The organism is Amycolatopsis aidingensis, assembly GCF_018885265.1.
Classification (GTDB): domain Bacteria; phylum Actinomycetota; class Actinomycetes; order Mycobacteriales; family Pseudonocardiaceae; genus Amycolatopsis; species Amycolatopsis aidingensis.
Genome location: NZ_CP076538.1, coordinates 1,242,235 through 1,262,755 on the forward strand (window position 1 = coordinate 1,242,235; position 20,521 = coordinate 1,262,755).

Annotated in this window: 27 protein-coding genes and 1 tRNA gene; 18 read left to right on the top strand and 10 right to left on the bottom strand. The window is 70.7% G+C overall.

Features of this window, described 5'->3' with window-relative positions:
* Positions 1-54: 54 nt before the first annotated feature.
* The 3 genes from KOI47_RS06045 to KOI47_RS06055 are packed head-to-tail and all read left to right on the top strand — an operon-like array spanning position 55 to position 3,159.
* Complete coding sequence (locus KOI47_RS06045; protein ID WP_216214692.1) at positions 55-1,647, top strand: sensor histidine kinase; 1,593 nt, start codon at positions 55-57, stop codon at positions 1,645-1,647.
* Positions 1,644-2,306: a response regulator transcription factor gene (locus KOI47_RS06050; RefSeq protein ID WP_216214694.1), complete on the top strand. Its 663-nt coding sequence runs from the start codon at positions 1,644-1,646 to the stop codon at positions 2,304-2,306. Before KOI47_RS06045 ends, KOI47_RS06050 begins: the two co-directional genes overlap by 4 nt.
* A 34-nt stretch (positions 2,307-2,340) precedes the next feature.
* The gene (locus KOI47_RS06055) at positions 2,341-3,159 is read left to right on the top strand and encodes an ion transporter (RefSeq protein WP_216214697.1); all 819 of its coding nucleotides are present in this window, start codon (positions 2,341-2,343) and stop codon (positions 3,157-3,159) included.
* Here the strand turns inward: KOI47_RS06055 and KOI47_RS06060 are convergent.
* Positions 3,146-3,991, bottom strand: a complete 846-nt coding sequence (locus KOI47_RS06060) for a glutamate ABC transporter substrate-binding protein (protein WP_216214698.1) — start codon at positions 3,989-3,991, stop codon at positions 3,146-3,148. The genes KOI47_RS06055 and KOI47_RS06060 overlap by 14 nt on opposite strands.
* Before the next feature lie 201 nt (positions 3,992-4,192).
* Here KOI47_RS06060 and KOI47_RS06065 point away from each other — a divergent pair.
* Positions 4,193-4,265: transfer RNA gene (locus tag KOI47_RS06065), tRNA-Ala, on the top strand.
* A gap of 153 nt (positions 4,266-4,418) precedes the next feature.
* Here KOI47_RS06065 and KOI47_RS06070 read toward each other — a convergent pair.
* The 6 genes from KOI47_RS06070 to KOI47_RS06095 all read right to left on the bottom strand — a co-directional run bounded on the left by KOI47_RS06070 (position 4,419) and on the right by KOI47_RS06095 (position 8,278).
* The gene (locus KOI47_RS06070) at positions 4,419-5,015 is read right to left on the bottom strand and encodes a hypothetical protein (RefSeq protein ID WP_216214700.1); all 597 of its coding nucleotides are present in this window, start codon (positions 5,013-5,015) and stop codon (positions 4,419-4,421) included.
* A 48-nt stretch (positions 5,016-5,063) separates the two neighbouring features.
* Positions 5,064-5,228 (bottom strand): hypothetical protein, encoded by a 165-nt coding sequence (locus tag KOI47_RS06075; protein ID WP_216214702.1) that lies wholly within the window; start codon positions 5,226-5,228, stop codon positions 5,064-5,066.
* A gap of 292 nt (positions 5,229-5,520) precedes the next feature.
* The gene (locus KOI47_RS35405) at positions 5,521-5,691 is read right to left on the bottom strand and encodes a hypothetical protein (RefSeq protein ID WP_232376566.1); all 171 of its coding nucleotides are present in this window, start codon (positions 5,689-5,691) and stop codon (positions 5,521-5,523) included.
* A gap of 512 nt (positions 5,692-6,203) precedes the next feature.
* Positions 6,204-6,752 carry a DUF5134 domain-containing protein gene (locus KOI47_RS06085; protein WP_216214705.1) on the bottom strand — a complete coding sequence of 183 codons (549 nt, stop codon included), beginning with the start codon at positions 6,750-6,752 and terminating at the stop codon, positions 6,204-6,206.
* Positions 6,753-6,861: 109 nt separating this feature from the next.
* Positions 6,862-7,518, bottom strand: a complete 657-nt coding sequence (locus tag KOI47_RS06090; protein ID WP_216214707.1) for a TlpA family protein disulfide reductase — start codon at positions 7,516-7,518, stop codon at positions 6,862-6,864.
* Between the two features lie 37 nt (positions 7,519-7,555).
* Positions 7,556-8,278 carry a cytochrome c biogenesis CcdA family protein gene (locus tag KOI47_RS06095; protein WP_216214709.1) on the bottom strand — a complete coding sequence of 241 codons (723 nt, stop codon included), beginning with the start codon at positions 8,276-8,278 and terminating at the stop codon, positions 7,556-7,558.
* 127 nt (positions 8,279-8,405) lie between these two features.
* Between KOI47_RS06095 and KOI47_RS06100 the strand changes: the two genes are divergently transcribed.
* The 9 genes from KOI47_RS06100 to KOI47_RS06135 are packed head-to-tail and all read left to right on the top strand — an operon-like array spanning position 8,406 to position 14,911.
* Complete coding sequence (locus KOI47_RS06100; RefSeq protein WP_216214711.1) at positions 8,406-9,086, top strand: ABC transporter ATP-binding protein; 681 nt, start codon at positions 8,406-8,408, stop codon at positions 9,084-9,086.
* Entirely contained in the window at positions 9,083-9,766 is a 684-nt protein-coding gene (locus KOI47_RS06105; RefSeq protein ID WP_216214712.1) for a heme exporter protein CcmB, read from the top strand. The genes KOI47_RS06100 and KOI47_RS06105 overlap by 4 nt, the downstream gene beginning before the upstream one ends.
* Positions 9,763-10,497: a cytochrome c biogenesis protein CcsA gene (gene ccsA / locus KOI47_RS06110; RefSeq protein WP_216214722.1), complete on the top strand. Its 735-nt coding sequence runs from the start codon at positions 9,763-9,765 to the stop codon at positions 10,495-10,497. Before KOI47_RS06105 ends, ccsA begins: the two co-directional genes overlap by 4 nt.
* Positions 10,490-10,612 carry a hypothetical protein gene (locus tag KOI47_RS36110; RefSeq protein ID WP_269756695.1) on the top strand — a complete coding sequence of 41 codons (123 nt, stop codon included), beginning with the start codon at positions 10,490-10,492 and terminating at the stop codon, positions 10,610-10,612. The genes ccsA and KOI47_RS36110 overlap by 8 nt, the downstream gene beginning before the upstream one ends.
* Complete coding sequence (locus KOI47_RS06115; protein WP_216214724.1) at positions 10,609-11,025, top strand: cytochrome c maturation protein CcmE; 417 nt, start codon at positions 10,609-10,611, stop codon at positions 11,023-11,025. Before KOI47_RS36110 ends, KOI47_RS06115 begins: the two co-directional genes overlap by 4 nt.
* Positions 11,022-12,986 (top strand): heme lyase CcmF/NrfE family subunit, encoded by a 1,965-nt coding sequence (locus KOI47_RS06120; protein WP_216214734.1) that lies wholly within the window; start codon positions 11,022-11,024, stop codon positions 12,984-12,986. Before KOI47_RS06115 ends, KOI47_RS06120 begins: the two co-directional genes overlap by 4 nt.
* Positions 12,979-13,461, top strand: a complete 483-nt coding sequence (locus tag KOI47_RS06125) for a cytochrome c-type biogenesis protein (RefSeq protein ID WP_216214737.1) — start codon at positions 12,979-12,981, stop codon at positions 13,459-13,461. Before KOI47_RS06120 ends, KOI47_RS06125 begins: the two co-directional genes overlap by 8 nt.
* Positions 13,458-14,279, top strand: coding sequence for a tetratricopeptide repeat protein (locus tag KOI47_RS06130; RefSeq protein WP_216214738.1), 822 nt, complete (start codon positions 13,458-13,460; stop codon positions 14,277-14,279). The genes KOI47_RS06125 and KOI47_RS06130 overlap by 4 nt, the downstream gene beginning before the upstream one ends.
* Positions 14,276-14,911 (top strand): TlpA family protein disulfide reductase, encoded by a 636-nt coding sequence (locus KOI47_RS06135; RefSeq protein ID WP_216214741.1) that lies wholly within the window; start codon positions 14,276-14,278, stop codon positions 14,909-14,911. The genes KOI47_RS06130 and KOI47_RS06135 overlap by 4 nt, the downstream gene beginning before the upstream one ends.
* 79 nt (positions 14,912-14,990) lie before the next feature.
* Here KOI47_RS06135 and KOI47_RS06140 read toward each other — a convergent pair whose 3' ends face one another.
* Together KOI47_RS06140 and KOI47_RS06145 are read right to left on the bottom strand one after the other, a co-directional pair.
* On the bottom strand, positions 14,991-15,962 hold the full coding sequence (locus KOI47_RS06140) for a M56 family metallopeptidase (RefSeq protein ID WP_216214743.1): 972 nt from the start codon (positions 15,960-15,962) through the stop codon (positions 14,991-14,993).
* On the bottom strand, positions 15,959-16,330 hold the full coding sequence (locus tag KOI47_RS06145; RefSeq protein ID WP_216214745.1) for a BlaI/MecI/CopY family transcriptional regulator: 372 nt from the start codon (positions 16,328-16,330) through the stop codon (positions 15,959-15,961). The genes KOI47_RS06140 and KOI47_RS06145 overlap by 4 nt, the downstream gene beginning before the upstream one ends.
* Before the next feature lie 191 nt (positions 16,331-16,521).
* Here KOI47_RS06145 and KOI47_RS06150 point away from each other — a divergent pair, with 191 nt between their 5' ends.
* Genes KOI47_RS06150 through KOI47_RS06165 form a run of 4 tightly spaced genes read left to right on the top strand, consistent with a single transcriptional unit; the run spans position 16,522 to position 18,808 of the window.
* Positions 16,522-17,481, top strand: coding sequence for a cytochrome c biogenesis CcdA family protein (locus KOI47_RS06150; protein WP_216214746.1), 960 nt, complete (start codon positions 16,522-16,524; stop codon positions 17,479-17,481).
* A complete protein-coding gene (locus KOI47_RS06155) occupies positions 17,462-18,172 on the top strand; it encodes a peroxiredoxin family protein (RefSeq protein WP_216214747.1) in 711 nt (236 codons plus the stop codon). Before KOI47_RS06150 ends, KOI47_RS06155 begins: the two co-directional genes overlap by 20 nt.
* Positions 18,169-18,507, top strand: a complete 339-nt coding sequence (locus KOI47_RS06160) for a glutaredoxin family protein (RefSeq protein ID WP_216214748.1) — start codon at positions 18,169-18,171, stop codon at positions 18,505-18,507. Before KOI47_RS06155 ends, KOI47_RS06160 begins: the two co-directional genes overlap by 4 nt.
* A gap of 19 nt (positions 18,508-18,526) precedes the next feature.
* On the top strand, positions 18,527-18,808 hold the full coding sequence (locus KOI47_RS06165) for a DUF1707 SHOCT-like domain-containing protein (RefSeq protein WP_232376567.1): 282 nt from the start codon (positions 18,527-18,529) through the stop codon (positions 18,806-18,808).
* 12 nt (positions 18,809-18,820) lie between these two features.
* Here the strand turns inward: KOI47_RS06165 and KOI47_RS06170 are convergent, their stop codons facing one another.
* A complete protein-coding gene (locus KOI47_RS06170; RefSeq protein WP_232376568.1) occupies positions 18,821-19,267 on the bottom strand; it encodes a helix-turn-helix domain-containing protein in 447 nt (148 codons plus the stop codon).
* On the opposite strand from KOI47_RS06170, the gene KOI47_RS06175 reads away from it, so the two are divergent.
* Positions 19,266-20,231 (top strand): alpha/beta hydrolase, encoded by a 966-nt coding sequence (locus tag KOI47_RS06175; RefSeq protein WP_216214750.1) that lies wholly within the window; start codon positions 19,266-19,268, stop codon positions 20,229-20,231. The genes KOI47_RS06170 and KOI47_RS06175 overlap by 2 nt on opposite strands.
* The last annotated feature ends 290 nt before the right edge of the window (positions 20,232-20,521 follow it).

Below are 20,521 nucleotides of genomic sequence, written 5' to 3' on the forward strand. Positions count from 1 at the left end.
GGCATTGACTTTGGTCAGTGTCGCCACCCACTGGCCGCCTTGTAGCGTCGTGACATGCGAAAATGGCGGCGCAGGGCGGCCGTGCTGCTCGGCGCGGCCGCCTGGGCGGTGATCTGCGCGCTGGTCGTGTACGAGACCCGGCGCAACCCGGTCCCCTTGGAGATGATCGGCGGGCTGGCCGCCACCACGGTGGCGCTGGCCGTGCTACGGCGCCTGCCGCTGGTCGCGCTCGCCGTGGCCGCGGCCTCGAGCTTCGCGGTGCTGCCGAACTATTTCGGCCGGTTCCCGGTCTGGCCGGTCCTGCTCATGCTCACCGTCGGCTACCTCGCGGGCCGCCGGATGGACCGCAACCGTCCCGCGCTGCTCACTTTCGCCGGGATCGCGGTGGCCGGGCTGCCCGCGGCCTTCCTGCTCTCCGGCAACGGCATCGGCAACTGGGCCACCCTGGTGCTGACCCTGCTGTTCGCGCTGCTCGTGCCCTGGCATCTCGGCCGGTACGTCCGGTTGCGGGCGGCCTTCGCCGACGACGGCTGGGAGCGGGCGGTGCGGCTGGAGGCACAACAGCGGGCCACCGCGGAGCAGGCGCGGCTGCGGGAACGCGCCCGGATCGCCAGCGATATGCACGACTCGCTGGGGCACGAGCTGAGCCTGATCGCGCTGCGGGCTGCCGCGCTGGAGATGGACTCCGGGCTGGGCGAACGCCAGCGCGGGGCGGCAGGCGAGCTGCGGGAGAGCGCGGCCACCGCGACCGAGCGGCTACGCGAGATCATCGGGGTGCTGCGGGAGGGCGTCGAACCCTCGACCCGGCCTGCGGGGGAGAGCATCGCCGAGCTGGTGGAGCGGGCCCGTGCCTCCGGTATGCGCATCGAGTCCACCCTGGACGAGGAGGGCGCGGCGCCGCCGATGGTGGACCGTGCCGTGCACCGGATCGTGCAGGAGTCACTGACCAATGTGGCCAAACACGCGCCGGGGGCACGGGTGCGGGTCACGGTCCGTCGTGGGCAGCGGGACACCACGGTGTCGGTCGGCAACGGCCCGGCCGCCGAGCAGCCGGTGCGGGGGGAGCGGCCCGAGCCGGTTACCGGGCAGTACGGTCTCGCCGGCCTGCGGGAACGAGTCCGGCTGGTGGGCGGGACCCTGCGGGCCGAGACCACCGGGGGCGGTTTCGAGGTCCGCGCGTACCTGCCGCATGACACCGCGCGCACGACCGAGGCCATGACCGCGGGCACCGAGGCGGCCGGACCCGCTCCGGAGCAGTCCGAATCGGCCCGCAGGCACGCCGAGGCCCGGCGCGCCGCCCGCTCGACCCTGCTGCAGGCCATGGCCATTCCCACGGCCGCGGTGCTGGTCACTCTCGCGATCACCACGGTGTCCTACCTGAACGACTGGTACGGCTCCATGCTCACCGCCGAGGAGTACGCGGGCCTGCGCCAAGGGCAGGCCCGCTCCACGATGCCGCTGCCGGACCGGGAGCGCACCGACCGGCCCGCCGTCGAGGAGCCCATCCCGCCCGGGGTGCATTGCCAGTACTACGGCACCGACGCCTCCCTGCTCGGCACCAACGGGGACGTCTACCAGCTGTGTTTCTCCGACGGGCGGCTGGTTTCCAAGCAGGTGTTGCGAAACGAACAGGGGGTAGGGGGTTGATCCGGGTACTGCTCGCCGACGACGAGGCGATGGTGCGCGCGGGGGTACGCGCCATCCTGGGCACCGACCAGGAGATCGAGGTGGTCGCCGAGGCCGAGGACGGTCGCGCCGCGGTGGAGCAGGTGCGGCTGACCAGGCCGGACGTCGCACTGCTCGACATCAGGATGCCCAAACTGGACGGGCTGGCCGCCGCGGCCGAGATCCGTAAGGTGCATCCGCGGACCGCCGTGCTGGTGCTGACCACCTTCGGCGAGGACGCCTATATCGCGCGGGCGCTGGGCGAGGGGGCCAGCGGGTTCCTGCTCAAGTCCGGAGATCCGCGCGAGCTGCTGGCCGGGGTGCACGCGGTGGCCGAGGGGGCGGCCTTCCTCTCGCCCAAGGTGGCGCAGCGGGTGATCACGCATCTCGCCGAGGGCAGGCTCGCCCAGGGCGCGGCGGCGCGGGAGCGGATCTCCGCGCTCACCGAGCGGGAGCGCGAGGTGCTGGCCCTGGTCGGGTCCGGGTTGTCCAATGCGGACATCGCGAGCCGGTTGCACGTGGTGGAGGGCACGGTCAAGGCGTACATGACCGCGATCCTGAACCGGCTGGACGTCCGGAACCGGGTGCAGGCCGCGATCCTTGCCTACGAAGCCGGGCTGGTTCCCCGCGCACCTCGTTAGCGGGGACGGCACCCGCGCAGGCAGAATGCGGCCCATGTCTTCGGCCCGCCGAGCCCGCCGCCGTGTCAGCCTCGTCGACCTGACCATGCTTGCGCTCGCGATCGTCTCGGTCGGGCTGCTCGGGTACGTCACGTTCTCGCCGGTCTCCGAGCAGACGGCACACCTGGTGTTCGTGATCGACACCTCGATCTGCGGGGTTTTCGCCATCGAGTTCCTGTGGCGCTGGCGGAAGGCCCGCTGGGAGAAGCGGTTCCCGCTGCGCAACTGGTACGAGATCCTCGGGATGATCCCGATCGCGCACCCGGCGCTGCGCGGGTTCCGGCTGCTGCGGATCGTGGTCGTGCTGATGCGCCTTGCCCGCACCGCGGACCGGACCTTCGGCGAGCAGTTCACCCAGCGCCTGGTCGAGCGCATGTCCCGGCCGATCGTGCTGGCGATCAAGAAGCCGATTACGGTCGCCGTGCTGGATGAGGTGGTGAAGGTGCTGGAGACCGGGAACTATCCGGAGAACCTGGCCAGGTCGCTGGACGAGAACCGCGTCATGTTGCGCGCGATCATTGCCGAGAAGCTGAAGAACGACCCGCAGGCCGGGCGGCTGTCCAGGCTGCCCTTCCACGACGAGATCGTGCAGTCGGTAGTGGACACGGCGATGCGGGTGACCCTCGAGGTGCTCACCGACCCGCGGATCGACGAGTTCTTCGCCCACGTGGTGCGGGAGAACCGCGAGCAGATCCGCAAGGCGGTCGTGCTGGGCCTGCACGAGCAGGATGACGAGGAACTCGCCGCGCGGTTGCCGACTCACCCGCAACGGGAGCGGTACTACCGCGGTGAGCAGGAGGTCAGCCCTCCGTGACCTCCGGTGGGTCCGGCAACCGGTAGCCGGAGGGGCCGATGTTGTGTTCCAGCGCGTCCAGCCAGGTACCGGTGTCGATCATCTTTTCGATCGCCTCGTTGATCGCCGACCTGGTCGCGGCGTCCCCCTTGCGCAGCCCCACCCCGTAGCGCTCGGTGGAGAACTGCTTGCCGACCACCTCCAGCAGCTCCGGGTGCTCGGCGGCATAGCCGGCCAGGATCACCGCGTCGGTGGTCACCGCGTCCACCTGCCCGGCCAGCAGCGCGGTGACACAGTCCCGGTAGCGCGGGTACTCGACCAGCTCGACGGACTGGGCGAACCGGTCGCGGACCTGCTGGGCCGAGGTGGACCCGGCGACCGAGCAGAGCTTGCGGCCGTTCAGCGTGTCCGGCCCGGTGATCTCCGCCGAAGGGTGCCGTACCAGCAGGTCCTGGCCGGTCTCGAAGTACGGCCCGGCGAAGGCGACCTGCTTCTTGCGGCTCTCGGTGATCGAGTAGGCGGCCACGACCAGGTCGACCCGCCCCGAGGTGAGGTCCTCCTCCCTGGTCGCCGAGGTCGTCTCGCGCCAGGTGATATCCGCCGGGTCCACCCCGAGCTCACCGGCGACGTAGCTGGCGACCTCCACGTCGAACCCGGTGAACCGGCCGTCCACCGTGCGCTCGGAAAGGCCGGGCTGGTCCAGCCGGATACCGATGGTGAGCCGTTCGCTGTCGTTGATCTCCGCCAGCAGCGAGCCGGGTTCGGCCTCCGACCCGGAGGTACAGCCCGTCGCCAGGACCGTGCTGGCCAGGGAAACCACCGCCAGCACGAGCGTGGGCCGATCCAGCCGCATGGCAGTCATCCCTCCGTCGAGCCCATCCAACCGGGTAGTGCAGGTGGTCCAGTCTCAGGGCCAGGGCGCAGCAGGGGAACCACCCTGGAGGTCGGCGCGTCGCGCTGACCAGGAGGAGTGAGATGGCACCCCCCATGGTGGCGCGTACGCGGACGTGAGGTAACGTAGGGACGTACGAGATGCGGGGTTCATCCCGCACCCGGGGCTATGGCGCAGCTGGTAGCGCACCTCACTGGCAGTGAGGGGGTCAGGGGTTCGAGTCCCCTTAGCTCCACGTCAAAAAGCGGCAGGTGAGGGCGCATGCCCTCACCTGCCGCTTCCGTCTATCCGCGATCAAGCGGCTGTCATGCCAAATCCGTGCCAGATCAGGCGGCCGACTCCCCCCGGTTCTGGACGACCTACGACCCCGAGGTGGTCAGGGCCGCGCTCAAGCGCCTGGACGCGGCTCAGGCCCCTTGGTCCGTTCGACGAGCTCGTCGCGGTACTCCTGTACCGCCTGAAACTCCGGTTCGTCGCCGGTCGCCCGCTTCAATGCGCCTTCCAGGATCTTCAGTCCCTGGCGTTCGTCGCCGCGCGCATCCGCCTGTCTCGCGGCGTTCTCCATGGCTTTGCCGAGCTTGGTCTGCGCCTCGGGTTCTTTGGCGGCCTTGTGGATCCGGATCCAGTTGCCGCCAGGGTCGACGACGGTGAACCCGGTGTACCGGTCGTTGCGCAGCCGTGGCCGGGTCATGCGCGGGATGCCGGAGAGGAGCAGTTTTCCGTGCACGGACCGCATCCCCGCCGCGAAGGCCTCGAACAGCTCGCTGGTGTCCGCCACGATGACCAGGCACGTGCTGTATGACTGCGCCGGGTCGTAGTCGTCCATCCCGAAGAAGTGCAGGTTGATGTCTTCCCGTCGTACCGCGACGTGCGGGTTCGGCCGCGTCTGCCGGTAGGTGATCTCGAAGCCGAGCATCTCGTAGAACGACGCGATCTCGTCGATGGATGGACAGGGCAGGAGCGGAATGGTCAGTTCGTTCGCCATCGCCCGAAGCTAAGCCCGGACCTGCCGGAACGACACCGAGCTATTTGCTCATGCGAACAGCATGGCGGTCGCGCCCAACGGCGACATGCCAGGTTCGAGCGCCCCGACAACATCCGCTTCCCACTGCTCGCGATAGCGGTCATCGCCCACCACTGCCGCCGCGAACCGCACAAGCAACAACGCGACTCTCATTGCGCCGTCCTCGGCGCTCAACGCGCGCCACCCAGGCCGGCACCTCCAACCGAAGGGCGAGGTTGAGCATGTTGCCGAAGTCGAGCAGCAAGGTGAGGCCGACGACGACGCCCATGAGCACGGTCTTAACGACGGTGGTCCCGTTCGAAGCTGATCGATCTGGCAACCTCACTGCTGACCGGGTCATCGAGCACCACCTGCTTCGACGCGCGGGCGTCCATTGCTGTCTCGCGTAGGGATGCCGCGTTCACGCAGCTTGTTCGGCACGGTGGTGTGGTTGACGCCCGGGTGCTGGCCGGACTCGTGCCAGGGATCAGCCGAGGTTGTAGACGTGGACGGCGTGGTCGATCTGGTCGGGGGAGAGGCTGCGGCGGCGCATCGGTACGCCGTGCCGGTGGAGGATGGTGCTGACGGTTCGCCGTTCGATGCCGAACCGGTCACCGAGTTCGTACACCGTCGCCCCGGACCGGCAATCGGCGATCAACTCTTCGATTTGATCGGCACCGAGTTGCCGGACCCGCCGGGGCCGGTCCCGTCTGGTCGACGGCGGCTCGGGTGCATCGAGGCTGGGAAGCTTCTCACGCAGCTCTTCCAGCCCTCTGACCTGCGGGCTTGTGCAGAGTAACCCTCTCGCTCTCCTGGCCTGTCCGGTCGGGATGGGGCTGATGATGCGGCGCGGTCAGGGGCCTGAGGACAAGAGCGCGCAGGTGAATCAGCTGCGCGCCGAGGTCGAGCAGCTCAGGCCGAACGTGCCGCGGAGCGTGCGGAAGGACCTCGGTGATGTCCACGCTGATCGCCGCACTCGTCGCCGTCGGTGTACTCACCGCGGTGTACTTCGTCTGTCTGCGACCGATGTGGCGGGGTCAGTGCGGGATGATGACTGCGCAGCAGGACGCGGGGCTCGACCGACAGATTGCCGAGTTGCGCGAAGAGATTCGGGTACTGAGGGCGCAGGACTCGCTGGGTGTCGGCCAGGGGGTGGCGGGGCGTGGCGGGTTACATCGCCAGGAGCATGTAGGCCATCGCGCCGATCATGGTGACGAGGCTGACACGTAGAGCCGGTGGCGCCGGTCGGATCGGCCTCGGCGCCTCCTGGGCGGAGGCGGGTCGGTAGTTGCGGTCCCACCTGCCGAGTATCCAACCGATGCCGGTCATGACCAGGTAGACAACCAGTATGTAGCTGAGGAGTGGTGTTCGCGCGGTCATCGGCAGGAACATGTAGACCATGACGGCCATTTCTACAGTGATTAGAATCCAGAGTGGATTGAGAACGCTTTCGCGTAGCCGGAAAGACATGGCTGCGACAAGGGATCCTGTTGCTGCCGCAGTGAAAGCGGCGGCACCGGCCTCGTGGGGTATCCAGTGCACCGGATGTGGCAGGTACATGTAGGCCATGCCGCTGGCCATCAGGACGTGCCCGATGTGCCAGAGACGGCGCTGGCCGGTCATGACCCAGACGTGGCGCAGGTGGACGAGTGCGACGGCGCAGGACGCCACAACCCATACAACACGAAGCCATCCGGGCAGCAGCGCTGTGTGTTCCATGTGCCGATGGGATCCTCTTCCAGCTTGGTTGTCCGTTTTGTAGTGATAGTCGGGAATGGCTGAGGGCTGTCGTCACCGGGGCCTCCCGGAGCGTGGCGCCGAGCCGGGTTCAGGGGTTCGCACGGCGATGACGTTCCACGGCGGCGTGCACCTCGTCGGGGCTGTGGAACACGGGCGGGTCGGTGATGCGCACGACGGAGCCATCCGGCCGGACGAGATAGTTGACCGGGAGGACCGGCGGCGTGCTCAGCGCACGCTCGACGCGCCCGTCGCCGTCGTAGAGCGACGGGTAGGACACGCCGACCTCGCCCAGGAACTTCAGCGCGGCCGAGGCCCGGTCCTGGACATTCACCCCGAGAACGGGAACCGAGTCGGCACGCTCGGCGTAGCGGGCCAGCACCGGCATTTCTTCCCGGCAGGGACCGCACCAGGATGCCCACAGATTCAGCAGGGTGGTCTTCCCGGCCAGTGCGGTGCCGATGTCCACCGTGCCGGGCGTGCCCAGACACGGGGCGTGCACCCCGGCCAGCGGGCCGGCTGGGACGGGTGCGCCTGAAGCCGGACTAGGGCAGGGCTGCAAAGCGGCACGCTCGCGCAACGGCGCCAGCACCGCGTCGCTCTCCCCAGCCCCGTCGGGACGGGACGATCCGGGCGTGCCCTGGTCGGTTCGCGGGGCGTCCGTCTCGCCGGTGCCCGGCCAGAGCGCCACGATGCCCGCGACCGCCAGGACGACCACCGCGATGGTCCACCGTGCCGCGCTCGACATCCTCCACCTCCAGGATTGTGTGGGCCGAAATGGGTGTTCAGATCGGAGGCCAGCCCAGCTGCGCGTAGAGGCCGAGCAACCGGCTCATGAGGACGGTCCAGCCTCCGGTCAGGACGGCGATGCCCATCGCGACGAGGATGACGCCGCCGGCGATCTCGATCCGGCGCGCGTGGCGCTGGAGCCAGCCGATCCGCATGCGACCGCGTGCCAGTCCGGTCGCCAGCACCAGGAACGGGACACCGAGGCCGAGCGAGTAGGCCAGCAACAGCAGCGTGCCGCGGCCGACGGTGCCGGTGCTGGCGGCGGTGGCGAGGATCGAGGCCAGCACGGGCCCGACACACGGGGTCCAGCCGAACGCGAAGGCCGCACCGAGCGGCAGAGCGCCCGCCGGGCCGCGGCCGACGCGGGCAAGGTCGAAGCGCAGTTGGCGGTGCAGCAGGGGGATTCGGACCAGCCCGGTCAGGGTCAGGCCCATGAGCACGATGAGGGTCCCACCGGCCAGGTTGATCACGCGCAGGTTGCTGGCCAGCAGGAAGCCGAGGGCGGACGCCGTGGCGCCGAGCGTGGTGAACACCGCCGAGAAGCCCACCACGAACAGCAGCGCCCCGGTGAGGACACGCCGGGCCGGTGCGGGCGCTGGGCCGGCGGAGAGTCCGGAGACGTAGGAAACGTAGCCGGGCAGCAGGGGCAGCGTGCAGGGAGAGGCGAAGGAGACGAGCCCGGCGACCAGCGCAAGACAGGCCAGCGTCAGGAACTCCACGCGCGTCGCCTCCCGTCCCGTCCGGCGGGCACGCACCCCTGGTTCGTGCCCGCTGCCTTGTGCCGTAGTCTACTTCTTCAAGTAGTACGTACGTAGATAGTAGGTAAGTAAGCCCTGGAGCCCGGCCATGTCCAGCCCGCAGCCCGACACCGCGCCCGTGGCGACGCTGTTCGGTGTCGCGGTCGACGTGGAGTGCACCGCCGTGCTGCGGGGTGTCGACCTGACCGTGGCCGCGGGCGAATGCCTGGGACTGGTGGGGGCCAACGGGTCGGGCAAGAGCACCCTGCTGCGCGTGCTGGCGACCCTGCTGCCGCCGGTCGGCGGGCGCGGCCAGATCCTCGGCGCGGCGCTGGGCAGCGCCGGTTGTGCCGCGGTGCGCCCGCGGATCGTGCTGGTCGGCCATGCCGCCGCGCTGTACCCGCGGCTGACGTTGCGGGAGAACCTGCAGTTCGTGGCCCGGCTGACCGGGCGGGCTGAGCGGGCGGCTGACGACGCGCTGGAGGCGGTCGGGCTGGGTTCCGCGCGGGACCGCCGGGCGGAGGTGTGCTCGCAGGGCATGCTGCGGCGGGCCGAGCTGGCCAGGGTGCTGCTGTCCGAGCCCCGGTTGCTGCTGCTCGACGAGGCGCACGCGGGCCTGGATGCCGCGTCGGTCGGCCTGGTCGAGGCCGTCGTCGAGCGGGTGCGTGACGGCGGCGGCACGAGCGTGGTGGTCTCACACGACCACCCGCGGCTGCGCGGCCTCGCCGATCGGCTGGTGGAGATCGCCGACGGACGGGTGGTACCGGTGCGGGAGGGGGCCGCGGCGTGACAGCCGTGACGGTTCCGGGGGCGCTGCGGCAGGGGGTCGAGCTGGCTCGCAAGGATCTGCGGCTGGAGCTGCGCGCCGGGGAGGCCCTGCTGGTGACCGCTCCGTTCGGGGCGGTGGCGTTGCTGCTGGTGCCGCTGGCGGTGGGCAGCGACGTGCCGCTGCTACGGCAGGTCGGACCGGGTCTGTACTGGGTGGTCGTGGTGTTGTTCGGCGTGCTGGTGACGCTGCGGCAGAGCGCGGTGGACGATCCGGCGCTGGCGGCGATGCTGCGGCTGTGCGGAGTGCATCCGGGTGTGCGGCTCGGTGGCCGGGCGGCGGCGAACGCGGTGCTGCTGCTGGCGTTCGAGGTGCTGCTGGCGCCGGTCGCGGTGGTGCTCTACGACCCGGAGGTGTCCGGCTGGCCGTGGCTGCTGGCGGCGTTGCCGCTGGTGGCCGCCGGGCTGGCGGTGCTGGGCACGCTGGCGAACGCGCTCGCGCACGGGCTGGCCGGGCGGACCACGCTCGGGTCACTGCTGGTCGTGCCGGTGGCGCTGCCGCTGCTGCTGGGCGCGAGCCAGACGCTGGAGGTCGCCCGCTACGGCCGGGCTCCGTGGTCGTGGTTGTTGCTCATGCTGACGGTGGACCTCGCCACGGCGGTGGCCGTGGGGTTGACCGCCCGGCACCTTGAGGAGTCCACATGAGACTGTTCGGACGCCGCCTGCCCCTCGCGGTCGCGGTGACGGTGGCGGTCGGCGTGGCCGGCGCGATGCTGGCCCCGCCGGACCGGTTGCAGGGCAACCTGCAGCGGCTGATGTACATGCACGTCCCGGCGGCGTGGACGGCCTACCTGAGCTTCGCGGTGACGCTGGGTGCGAGCGTGGCCTGGTTGTGGCGGCGCCGGTCCCGCTACGACCGGCTCGCCGCGGCCAGCGCCGAGGTCGGCGTGTTCTTCACCGGGCTGGCGATCGCGCTCGGCTCGATCTGGGGCAAACCCACGTGGGGCGTGTGGTGGACCTGGGACCCGCGGGTGATCACCACGGCGGTGATGTTCTTCGTCTACCTGGGCTATCTGGCGTTGCGCCGCGCCGCCCTCGATCCGGCGGCCAGGGCGCGCCGCTCGGCGGTCTATGGCGTGGTGGCGTTCATGCAGGTGCCGATCGTGCACATGTCGGTGGTGTGGTGGCGGGCGCTGCACCAGCCGCCGACCGTGCTCAAACCGGGCGAGCCGAGCATCGACCCCACCATGCTGGCGGCGCTGCTGGTGAACGTGCTGGCGTTCACGCTGCTGTACCTGCTCATGCTGCGGGCACGCGCTCAGCTGGCCGTCCTGGAAGAGAAGGTGGAGGCCCGGCAGGTGGCTGAGGGGCAGGAGCTGGCCGGCAGTGCGGTGCTGGCTCCGCGGTTGGAGAAGGGATCGCGAGCCGATGTCTGAGTGGGCTTGGGTGGCACTGGGCTACGGGGTCACCGCCGTGGCCGTGTCGGGGTATCTGATCAGCCTCACGCTGCGGTGGGCGCGGGTGCGGCGCAGGACCGAGGGGCGGCAGTGAAGCGCTACCGGCTGCTGGCGTTCTCCGGGCTCGGCATGGTCGCAGTGCTGGTCGGGGTGTTGGTGTTCGGCAACCTCAACGAGAACCTCGTCTACTACCTCAACCCCAAGGAGGCCGTCGACCAGCGGGACGATTTCGGCGAAGGGCGCCGCTTCCAGCTCGGCGGTCTCGTGGCGGACGGCAGTGTGGTGCACACCGCGGACGGGTTGCGGTTCACGCTCACGTCCCGCACCGGACCGGGTGCGGTCTCCGTCGCCGTCGAGCACCATGGCGCTCCGGCGCAGCTGTTCGAAGTCGGCATCGGGGTGGTGCTGGAAGGCTCTTGGCAGGGTGCGGTGTTCGTCTCCGACACGATGAAGGTCAAGCACGACGAGACCTACCAGCCACCCCCGCCCGGGGGTGAGCGGTCGTGACCCTGGTGACACCGGCGGTCGGCTGGGTCGGCACGCTGCTGGGCCTGTCCGGCTCGGTGGCGCTGGCCGTGTTCGGCTTCCGGGCACAGCGGCGCCCGGACCGGGCGCGCCGCGGCCAGTTGCGGTTCGCGGTCGGCTGCATGCTTGCCGGCGCGCTGCTGGCGATGGGCGCGCTGGAGGTGGCGCTGCTCACCGACAACTTCGCGGTGTCCTATGTGGCCGAGAACCATTCCCGGGCGACGCCGTTGCTGTTCACGATCACCGGCGCGTGGTCGGCGCTGGGCGGCAGCATCGTGTTGTGGGCGCTGGTGCTCACCGGCTACACCGCGGTGGTGCTGCGACAGGTCCGCGACACCGAGGACCGGCTGGGAACCGGCGCGCTGGGTGTACTCGGTGTGGTGAGCGTGTTCTTCTTCGGGCTGGTGTCCACTGTGGCCAACCCGTTCCGGATCCTGCCCGACCCGCCCGCCGACGGGCCGGGTCCCAATCCGATCCTGGCCGATCACCTCATGGTGGCGTTCCACCCGCCCGTGTTGTACCTGGGGTTTGTCGGGTTCACCGTGCCGTTCGCGTTCGCGATGTCGGCGTTGGTGCTGCGGCGGGGCGGGGTGGACTGGCTGCGCCGCACCCGGCGGGCGAACCTGGTCGCGTGGAGCTTCCTCACCGGCGGCCTGGTACTCGGGGCGTGGTGGTCCTACGAGGTGCTCGGGTGGGGCGGCTACTGGGCGTGGGATCCGGTGGAGAACGCCGCGCTGATCCCCTGGCTGGTCGCGACCGCGTTCGTCCATTCCGCGGTGGTGCAGGTCAAGCGAGGCATGCTGCAGGCGTGGAACTTCGTGCTCGTCATCGCCACGTTCGCGCTGACGATCCTGGGCACGTTCCTCACCCGCTCCGGCGTGGTCGCCTCGGTGCACTCCTTCACCGAGTCTGGCATCGGACCGGCATTCCTGGGCTTCCTGGTGCTGGTGCTGGCCGGTGGGTTCACCCTGTTCGCGCTGCGCGGCGAGCGCATCGCCTCGACGTCCCGCCCGGAATCGTTGGCCAGCCGCGAGGGCCTGTTCCTGGTCAACAACCTGCTGCTGACCGTGTTCGCGTTCGTCGTACTCACCGGCACGCTTTACCCGATCCTCGTGGAGGCGCTCACCGGCGACCAGATCTCGGTCGGCCGCCCGTTCTTCGACCGTATGACCGTGCCGCTGGCCTTCGCGCTGCTGCTGGCCATGGGCGTGGGCCCGTTCACCCCGTACCGGCATGCCACCCCACGTGTGCTGTGGGTACGGTTGCGGATTCCGCTGCTGGCCGCCAGCGCCGCCGCCGCGGCCGTGGTGCTGGCCGGGATCCATTCTCCGGGCGTGGTCGCGGTCGTGGCCATCGCCATCGGCATCGCCGCGGCGAGCGTGCGGCAACTGCTGGTGACCGCGCCGAAACCCCGATGGACGGGGATACCTCGCGTGCTGTACGGGCAGCGCGCCTACTGGGGCGGGCAACTGGCCCACCTCGGCCTCGCGCTGGTGGCCGTCGTCATCGCCGTGTCCGGCGCCCTGGCCACGCGCGCCACCGTGACCCTCGATCGCGGCGAGACGGGGGAGTTCGCCGGTTACCAGGTCACCTTCGAACGCACCGCACGCCATCAGCGGCCCGACCGGGCCAGCACCGAGGCACACATCGCCTTCCGGAAGGAGGGCCAGCTGGCCTGGACCGCCCGGCCACGGCTGAACACCTTCGCCAACCAGCCCCAATCGGTGGGACAGCCCGACGTGTGGGAAAGCCCGGCTCGCGACATCTACGTCGCCCTCGCCCGGTTCGAACCGGACCGGGTGTCGCTCAACCTCTACCGCTACCCACTGATGTCCTGGCTGTGGGCCGGCGGCGCCCTCATGGCCGCGGGCGGCTGCTGGGCGTGGAGCGGGCGGACGCGACACACCCGCGAGGTTCCGGAGCGGGTGGCGGCCGATGCGTAGCAGGCTGGTGTACGGGGGCACCGCGCTGGCCGTGCTCGCCCTCCTGGGCGCGGCGGTGGCGGGCCTGCTGACCGGCGGCCCGGGTGCCCGGGACCGGGTATACGAGCTGGAGCAGCGGTTGCGCTGCCCCGTGTGCCAGAGCGTGTCCGTCGCCGAATCGCCATCGGAGAGCGCGGAGGCGATGCGCGCGGTGGTGGCCGAACAGGTCGCGGCCGGACGCAGCGACCAGCAGATCATCGACTACTTCCGTGCCCGCTACGGCGACTGGGTGCTGCTCGACCCGCCCGCCTCCGGCGCCACACTGCCGCTGTGGCTGCTCCCCGCCGGTGCCCTGGCCGGCGGCGCCGTGGTGTTGTTCCTGCGCAGGCGGCGACCGGAGCCCGACGACGAGCTCACCCCGGCCCAGCGCGAGCACGTCGCCCATGCCCTCGACCGGGCGCGAACGCGCATCGAGAACGAGGAGGGGGAGCGGTGAGTGCCGGGCGCGAGCTGCTTGCCCAGCAACGCGACCAGGCCCTGGCCGATCTCGTCGACCTCGAACGCCAGCTCGCCGAAGGGGAGATCCCGGACGAGGCCGCGACACGGCTGCGCCGGCGGTACGAGGCCACCGCCGCCCGTGCCATCGAGGCGCTGGACGTCCAGCCCGACGAGGAACCGGCCGCGGCACCACCCTCGCGCCCGGCGCGACGGGCCCGGGCCAGGCCGGCCGCCTACCTGGTGGCCGGGGCGACGGTAATGGTTGCGGCGCTGGTGCTGCTTCCGCAGTACGTGGCCGAGCGGCCGGATGGTGGCGCCGTGACCGGCAACGAGGCGGTCCAGCCACCCGTTGGCGCCTCGGCGAGCCCGGCACCGCCTCGGCGGGACCTGTCGACGGTGACCGCGGCCGAGATGGAAAGGGTGCTGGCCGCCAATCCCGAGGTACTCGGCATGCGGCTCGCCCTGGCCGAGCGCTACGTCGAGCAGGCCCAGTACGACAAGGCTGCCGAGCACTACGGCCTGGCGCTCGAGCAGGCGCCGAACAACCCGACCGTGCGGGCAGGCGCGGCGTGGCTGCTGTTCAAAACCGGCGACACCGACGCCGCGCTGCGGTTCCTCGACGAGACGCTGAACATCGCACCGGCCTCGCCGGACGTGCTGTGGTCCAAGGCGAGGATCTTGCTCGACGGCCGCAGAGATCCACGCGGGGCCCTGGACATCCTGCAGAGGCTGGCAGCGCGCAGCGACCTGTCGCCGGAACGCCGCGCGGAGGTCGACCAGCTAACGGCGCGTGCCCAGGAGGCAGCCAGCCGATGACCACAGTGGACAGCCTGGCGGCGGCGCGAGCCAAGCGCTGGCGGATGGTTCGCTGGATCGCGCTGCTGGCTGTCGTCGTCGCGGTGGGGATCGGCGCCGTGCTCGGCAGCCGGCTCGGCGAGGACCCGACGCTGGTCGACAGTCCCCTGATCGGCAAGCCCGCGCCGACCAAGCCGCTGCCCTACCTGGAGCGTGAAGGAGCGCTGTCGCTGGCCGACCTGCACGGGCAGATCGTCGTGGTCAACTTCTGGGCATCCTGGTGCACCGCGTGCCGCGAGGAACACGCCGCGCTCGTGTCCGCGGCGAACGCCTACCGAGCGGCGGGCGTGACCTTCGTCGGCGTCAGCTACCAGGACCAGAGATCCGCCGCGACGTCGTTCCTCGACGAGTTGGGCCGCGGCGACCCCGGCGCCTACCGGTACGTGACCGACCCCGCATCCCGGCTGGCGCTCGACTTCGGTGTGTTCGGCATCCCGGAAACCTTCGTCCTCGACCGCACCGGAACCATCGTCGCCAAGATCACCGGGCCGTCCACCTACCCCCTGCTGTCCGGCGCCCTCGATGCCGTCCTCGCCGGACGCCGGCCGGCCTCGTACACCGAGGGTTCGGTCCAGCCCGCTCCCGGACGCTGACCATGACCAGCCGCATCCGGCCAAACCCGGCACGGCCCGCGTTCCGCGCGGTGCGAGCGGGAGGACTTGACCGTCCCGGCTACATCGCCAGCGCGAGAACGGCCGGATCACAGAAGGCGACGCCCGTGGCGGCGAGCAGCCCGGCCAGGAGCGGGCCGATCGTCAGCAGTGTCACGATCGCGGTGAGGAGCATGCGCGCGTGCCACCGCTGGGCGAGGGTGGCCGGTTCGGCCAGGCGCTCGGCGCGCGCCACGACCCCCACGCCCGTGGCGCCGAGCGCCCCGGTGGGAAGGGTGACGACGCCGGAAAGGGAGAGCAGGGCACCGAGCACGGTGCGCTGGCCGTGGCAGCGGGCAGCGGTGTCGTCGGCGCACATCTCCAGCAGGCGAGCGACCTCGGCGGCGCCGACGGTGAACAGGCCGACCTTGGGCATCGCCGTGGCGAGGCCGCGGGTGGCGGAGAGCAGGAGGTGGTGGCGGCCGGCGAGGTGGGCGCGTTCGTGGGCCAGGACGGCGGCCAGATGCGGCGCATCGAGCGCGTCGAGAGCGCCGCGGGTGACGACGATGGTGTTCGGACGACCGGCGACGCAGTAGGCGAGCCGTTCCGGGGTGTCGACGACAACAGCCTCGGAGCCAGGCAGCCTGCGCCCGATCACCCTGGCCATGCGGGCGTGGTCATGGGTACGCGACCGGGCCGCGAGCAGTGACCGGCCCAGGCGTACGGCCAGGACCGCGGCGACCACCAGGGCCACGGCGGTGACCATGAACAGTCCGATCTGGAGGGCGAGCCCGGTGTGCCCGGCGGCCACGGCCTCCAGTACGGCCAGGCAGTTGGTGACGATCTGGCCGGGCCGGCTCCAGCCGTGGGCCAACTCGATTACCAGGAAGAGCGCCGCCGCGGCCCACGAGGCCGGCACGCTGGCGATCGCGGCCAGCCATGCCAGGACGCCGAGCCGGGGAGCCACCCCGGTTCGGGTCCACCGGGTCAACAGTCGGGGCCCGAGCGCGGCGACGGTGAGGCTGTAGAGCAGCAGGCAGGCCGCGACGCTCACGTGGTCTCCTTACCGGAGGCCCACCGCCGAACCACACCCCGCAGCCGGGCGGACTCGTCGTCGCTGATCTGTTCCAGGAACCGGGTGAGTACGAGTCCGGGGTCGCCGCCGGTGTCCATCGCTTCCCGCATCAACCGGGCGCTGTACTCCTCGCGGGTGTAGGTGGGCCAGTACCGGAACGCCTTGCCCGCCCGCTCGCGGTCCAACCAGCCCTTGCGGTGCAGGTTGTCCATCGTGGACATGACCGTTGTGTAGGCGATCTCCCGGGCTGCCTTCAGCGCCTCGAAGACCTCGCGCACCGTGACCGTGCCGTCGCTGTCCCACACGCGGTCCATCACGACCGCTTCGAGTTCGCCGAACCCGCGCATCCGTCCTCCCAAGTCACCTCGGCCGCATCCAGCCTACGTGGCCGCGGACGCCCGCCGTTTCCCCTGGCCATCGCCCGGTGGGAACACAACCCGGATCTCACACCGCAATACTACTATCTACGTACGTAGGTAGTAGATTGGTGAGTGTCCGGCAGTGGGTGCACACCGGTGTCACCGAGGGGATTGGGAACGTGGGCGAGTTGGTCTTCGGCACGACGTTACTGGCCTCGTTCCTCGGGGGTGTGGTGGCGTTGCTGGCGCCGTGCTGCGTCTCGGTGATGTTGCCTGCCTACCTGGCCACCGGTTTCCGGCACCGGGGTGGTGTGGTGGCGGCGACCCTGGTGTTCGGCGCCGGGGTGGCGACGGTGATCCTGCCGATCGGGCTCGGCGCGACGGTGTTGAGCCGGCTGCTGGTCGAGCAGCACGGGTGGCTGTTCGCGGTCGGCGGCGTCCTGATGATCATCGGTGGGGCGGCGGTGCTGGCCGGGTGGAAGCCCAACCTGCCCATGCCGGGCGCGCGCACCGTGCGCGAAGGCACCTTCGGCTCGGCCTACGCGCTGGGCGCGTTCTCCGGCCTGGCCAGTGCCTGCTGTGCCCCGGTGCTGGTCGGGGTTGCGGTGCTCTCCGGTGCTTCGGCCTCGTTCCCGGCCGCGCTGGCGATCGGCCTGTCCTACGTCACCGGGATGGTCGCGCCACTGGCGCTGGTCGCCCTGCTCTGGGACCGGCGCCGCGAGCACGCCGAGCGGGTCCTCAGCGACCGTACCGTGCGGCTGCGGCTGGGCCGGTGGCAACGGCGCGTCTCCCTGGGCACCGTGGTGAGCGGCCTGCTGATGGTCGGAATGGGTGTGCTCACGCTCGTGCTCGCCCTCACCGGCCCCGCCATGTCCCCCGGTGGCTGGCAAGGCGAGTTCAGCGCCTGGCTGCAACACCTGTCCACGGTTACCGTGAACGCCCTGTCCTGGTTCCCCGGCTGGGCGCTGCTCGTGCTCATCGCCTGCGGGTTCGCGCTGCTGCTCCGCCGCGCCCTGCGCACCAGAAACGCTGATACCACCCCTGATGCCGCGGCCTGCGATGCGTGCCGCAAGCACCCCGAGTCCGCGCCGATCCCGACCACCGAGGAGGAGCCCCACCGTGAGCAAGACCAGCGGTAAGACCCAGGCGAAACGCCCCGCGACCGTGTCCCGTACCCGTCCGCCAACCGCCCAGGCCCGCAGGGGTTCCCGTGGCCCGCGCCGCGGCATGCTGATCGCCGCCGCAGTGATCACCGTTTTCGCCGTGGTTGTGCTGTACCTGGTCTACCAGAGTTCGCAACCCGAGCCCGACGCCTCCGGCGGTGGCAGCGGCTATACCCACGTCGCAGGCGAACCCGGCAGCGGCGATCAGGCACCAGGCTTCACCCTGCCCGCCAGTACCGGCGGTGAGGTCGGCCTCGCCGACTATCGCGGCCGGAGCGTGCTGCTGTACTTCCAGGAGGGCCTGATGTGCCAGCCCTGCGTCGACCAGATCGCCGATCTGGAACAGAACCAGGCGGCGCTGACCGAGGTGGGTGTGGACGCGGTGGTGTCGATCTCCCACGACCCGCTCGACCAGGTCACCCAGGTGACGACCGACCGGAACCTGTCGACCCCCTGGCTGTCCGACCCGACCCAGCAGGTCATCCACGCCTACGACGCCCACAAGTACGGGATGATGCAGGGCACGACAGCCGGGCACAGCTTCCTCCTCGTCGGCCCGGACGGCACCATCCAGTGGCGCGCCGACTACGGCGGCGCACCCGACTACACCATGTTCGTGCCGACCGGGAAGATGCTCGCCGACCTGGCGCAGGAGCGGGCCTCGTGACCGGTCCCGAGAACAGCACCGACAGCACCGACGTCACCCTGCTGACCCAGCCCGACTGCGCCTTCTGCGACCACGCCGAGCAGGTCCTGCGCCGCGTCGGGCGGGACCATCCGCTGCGGATCACGGAGGTGGATCTCGGCAGCGAACGGGGACGGGACCTGGCCAGGCGAGCCGGGGTGATGTTCGCGCCCGGCGTGCTCATCGAAGGCCGGCCCTTTTCCTACGGCCGGCTCTCCGAACGCAAACTCCGCCGTACGCTGGAAAAGAGACGGCGACTAGCACGGCACGCAACCGAGCCGGGAGGCACCGATGGAGACGTGGACGCGGGCCGGTGACGCTGACCGCGAGCGCGTCGTGGCCCGTCTGCAAGACCAGGTGGCCGAGGGCCGGCTGACGCTCGACGAGTTCTCCGAACGAGCGGCAGCCGCCTACCGAGCACGGACGATGGGCGAACTCGCCGACCTGACTCGCGACCTGCCCACCTCGCCCGAGACGGCCCCCGCGACGAAGCGCTGGCTGATGTCGGTGCCGCTGCTCGCGGTCGCGGTGGTCAGCCTGCTCGCACTGGCGCTACTCGTAGGCGGTCTGTCCGCCGCCCACGCGATGGGACCGATGGTGGACTGCATGGGCCGCTGAGCGCGCACGCACTCAGTGCTCGTTCGTGCCGGCGCGTTCGGCCAGGAGTGCCTGGAAGTGGGGACAGGTGGCGACGTCGCCGTGGCGGCATCGCAGTGCGGCTTCGATGAGCGCGAGCGAGGACTGTGCGTCGGCGATGCGTTGTGCGAGGTTGTCGCGCTCGCGGCGCAGGATGGCGGCACGGGTCGCCGGGTCCGGCGTGGAGAACATCGCGTGGATGTCGTTGAGGGCGAGGCCCGCTTCCTTGGCCTGCAGGATCGCCGCGACCCGGTATAGGTCGACCGGCCGGTAGCGACGTCGCCCGTTGCCGGTGCGAGCGGGTGCGAGCAGGCCAACGGCCTCCCAGTGGCGGAGTACGTGGGTGGCGAGGTCGAAGCGCTCGGCGAGCTCGCCGATGGTCAGGGTGGCAGTTCGGGACCTTGACTTCATGTTGACATTAAGCTGCAGGGTTCCGGGCATGTCTACCGACGACCCACCCCGGCCCCCGGCGACCGACCGTGACCGGGCCGCGAGCGCCCGCACCGACGTGTCGTTTCGTTCGGCCGGCCTGCGTTGCGACGGCTGGTTTTACCGCCCCGCCGGGCCGGGGCCCCATCCCTGCGTCGTCATGGCCCATGGTTTCGGGGGCATCCGCGCCGCCCGCCTGGACGCGTTCGCCGAGCGGTTCCGTCAGGCAGGACTCGCCGCCCTGGTGTTCGACTATCGCCACCAGGGCACCAGCGAGGGCAGGCCACGCGGACTGATCGACATCGCCAAGCAGCGCGAGGACTACCGCGCCGCGATCGCCTATGTTCGAGGGCTGGCCGGGATCAACCCGCACAAGATCGCGGTGTGGGGAACCTCGTTCAGCGGAGGGCACGTGCTGTCCGTGGCCGCTGACGACCACCACATCGCCGCCGCGGTGCTGACCAACCCGTACGTCGACGGCCCAGCCGGAATCGCCAAGACCAGGCGCGTCACCCGGCTGGGAGTCCGGTTGGCGCTGGCCCGCGCGGCCGTGCTCGACGAGCTGCGTCGCGTCCGCGGGCGAGAACCGCTCCGGGTGGCCATCGCCGGGCCGCCTGGATCGGTGGCGATCTTCACCACGCCCGACGCGGCACCCGGGTTCGAGTCGATCCTGCCCGCCGATCGCTCCCGGTGGGGATGGGAACCCGCCGTCCCCGCACGCATCCTGCTGCGGATCGCGACCGACCGGCCAGCTCGAAGACTCCGCGACATCGGCCGCCCGCTGCTGGTGTCCGTATGCGACCGTGACCAGATCGCGCCGGTGCGCCCCGCTGTCCGGGTCTCCAGGACGGCCCGGTACGGAGAACTCAACCGCTACCCGTTCCACCACTTCGACGTCTTCACCGGACCCGGATTCGAACGGGTCGTGCGCGACCAGACCGCCTTTCTGCGACGCACCCTGCTGGAGGCGAGCTGAACCGCGCACCGACCACCCATCTACTATGTTGGTACGTAGATGGTGGTTGCCCGGAGAGCACCGGCGCCGGTCAGGTAAAGCGAGTAAAGGATGCCCGAGCTTCCGGTGTCGCGCCGGAGCGTGTTGCTGGGCGCGGCCGGGGTCGCCTGCTGGGCCTGGTCGACCTGCGCGCCACCCCGCTGCCCACCTCGCGCCTGCTACCCCCGTTACCGTTTTCGTGGCTCTTGATCAAGGGCCCTGGTCGCCAGGCCGGGCATGACTGAGTCCCCCAGTCGAAGGCATGATCCGGG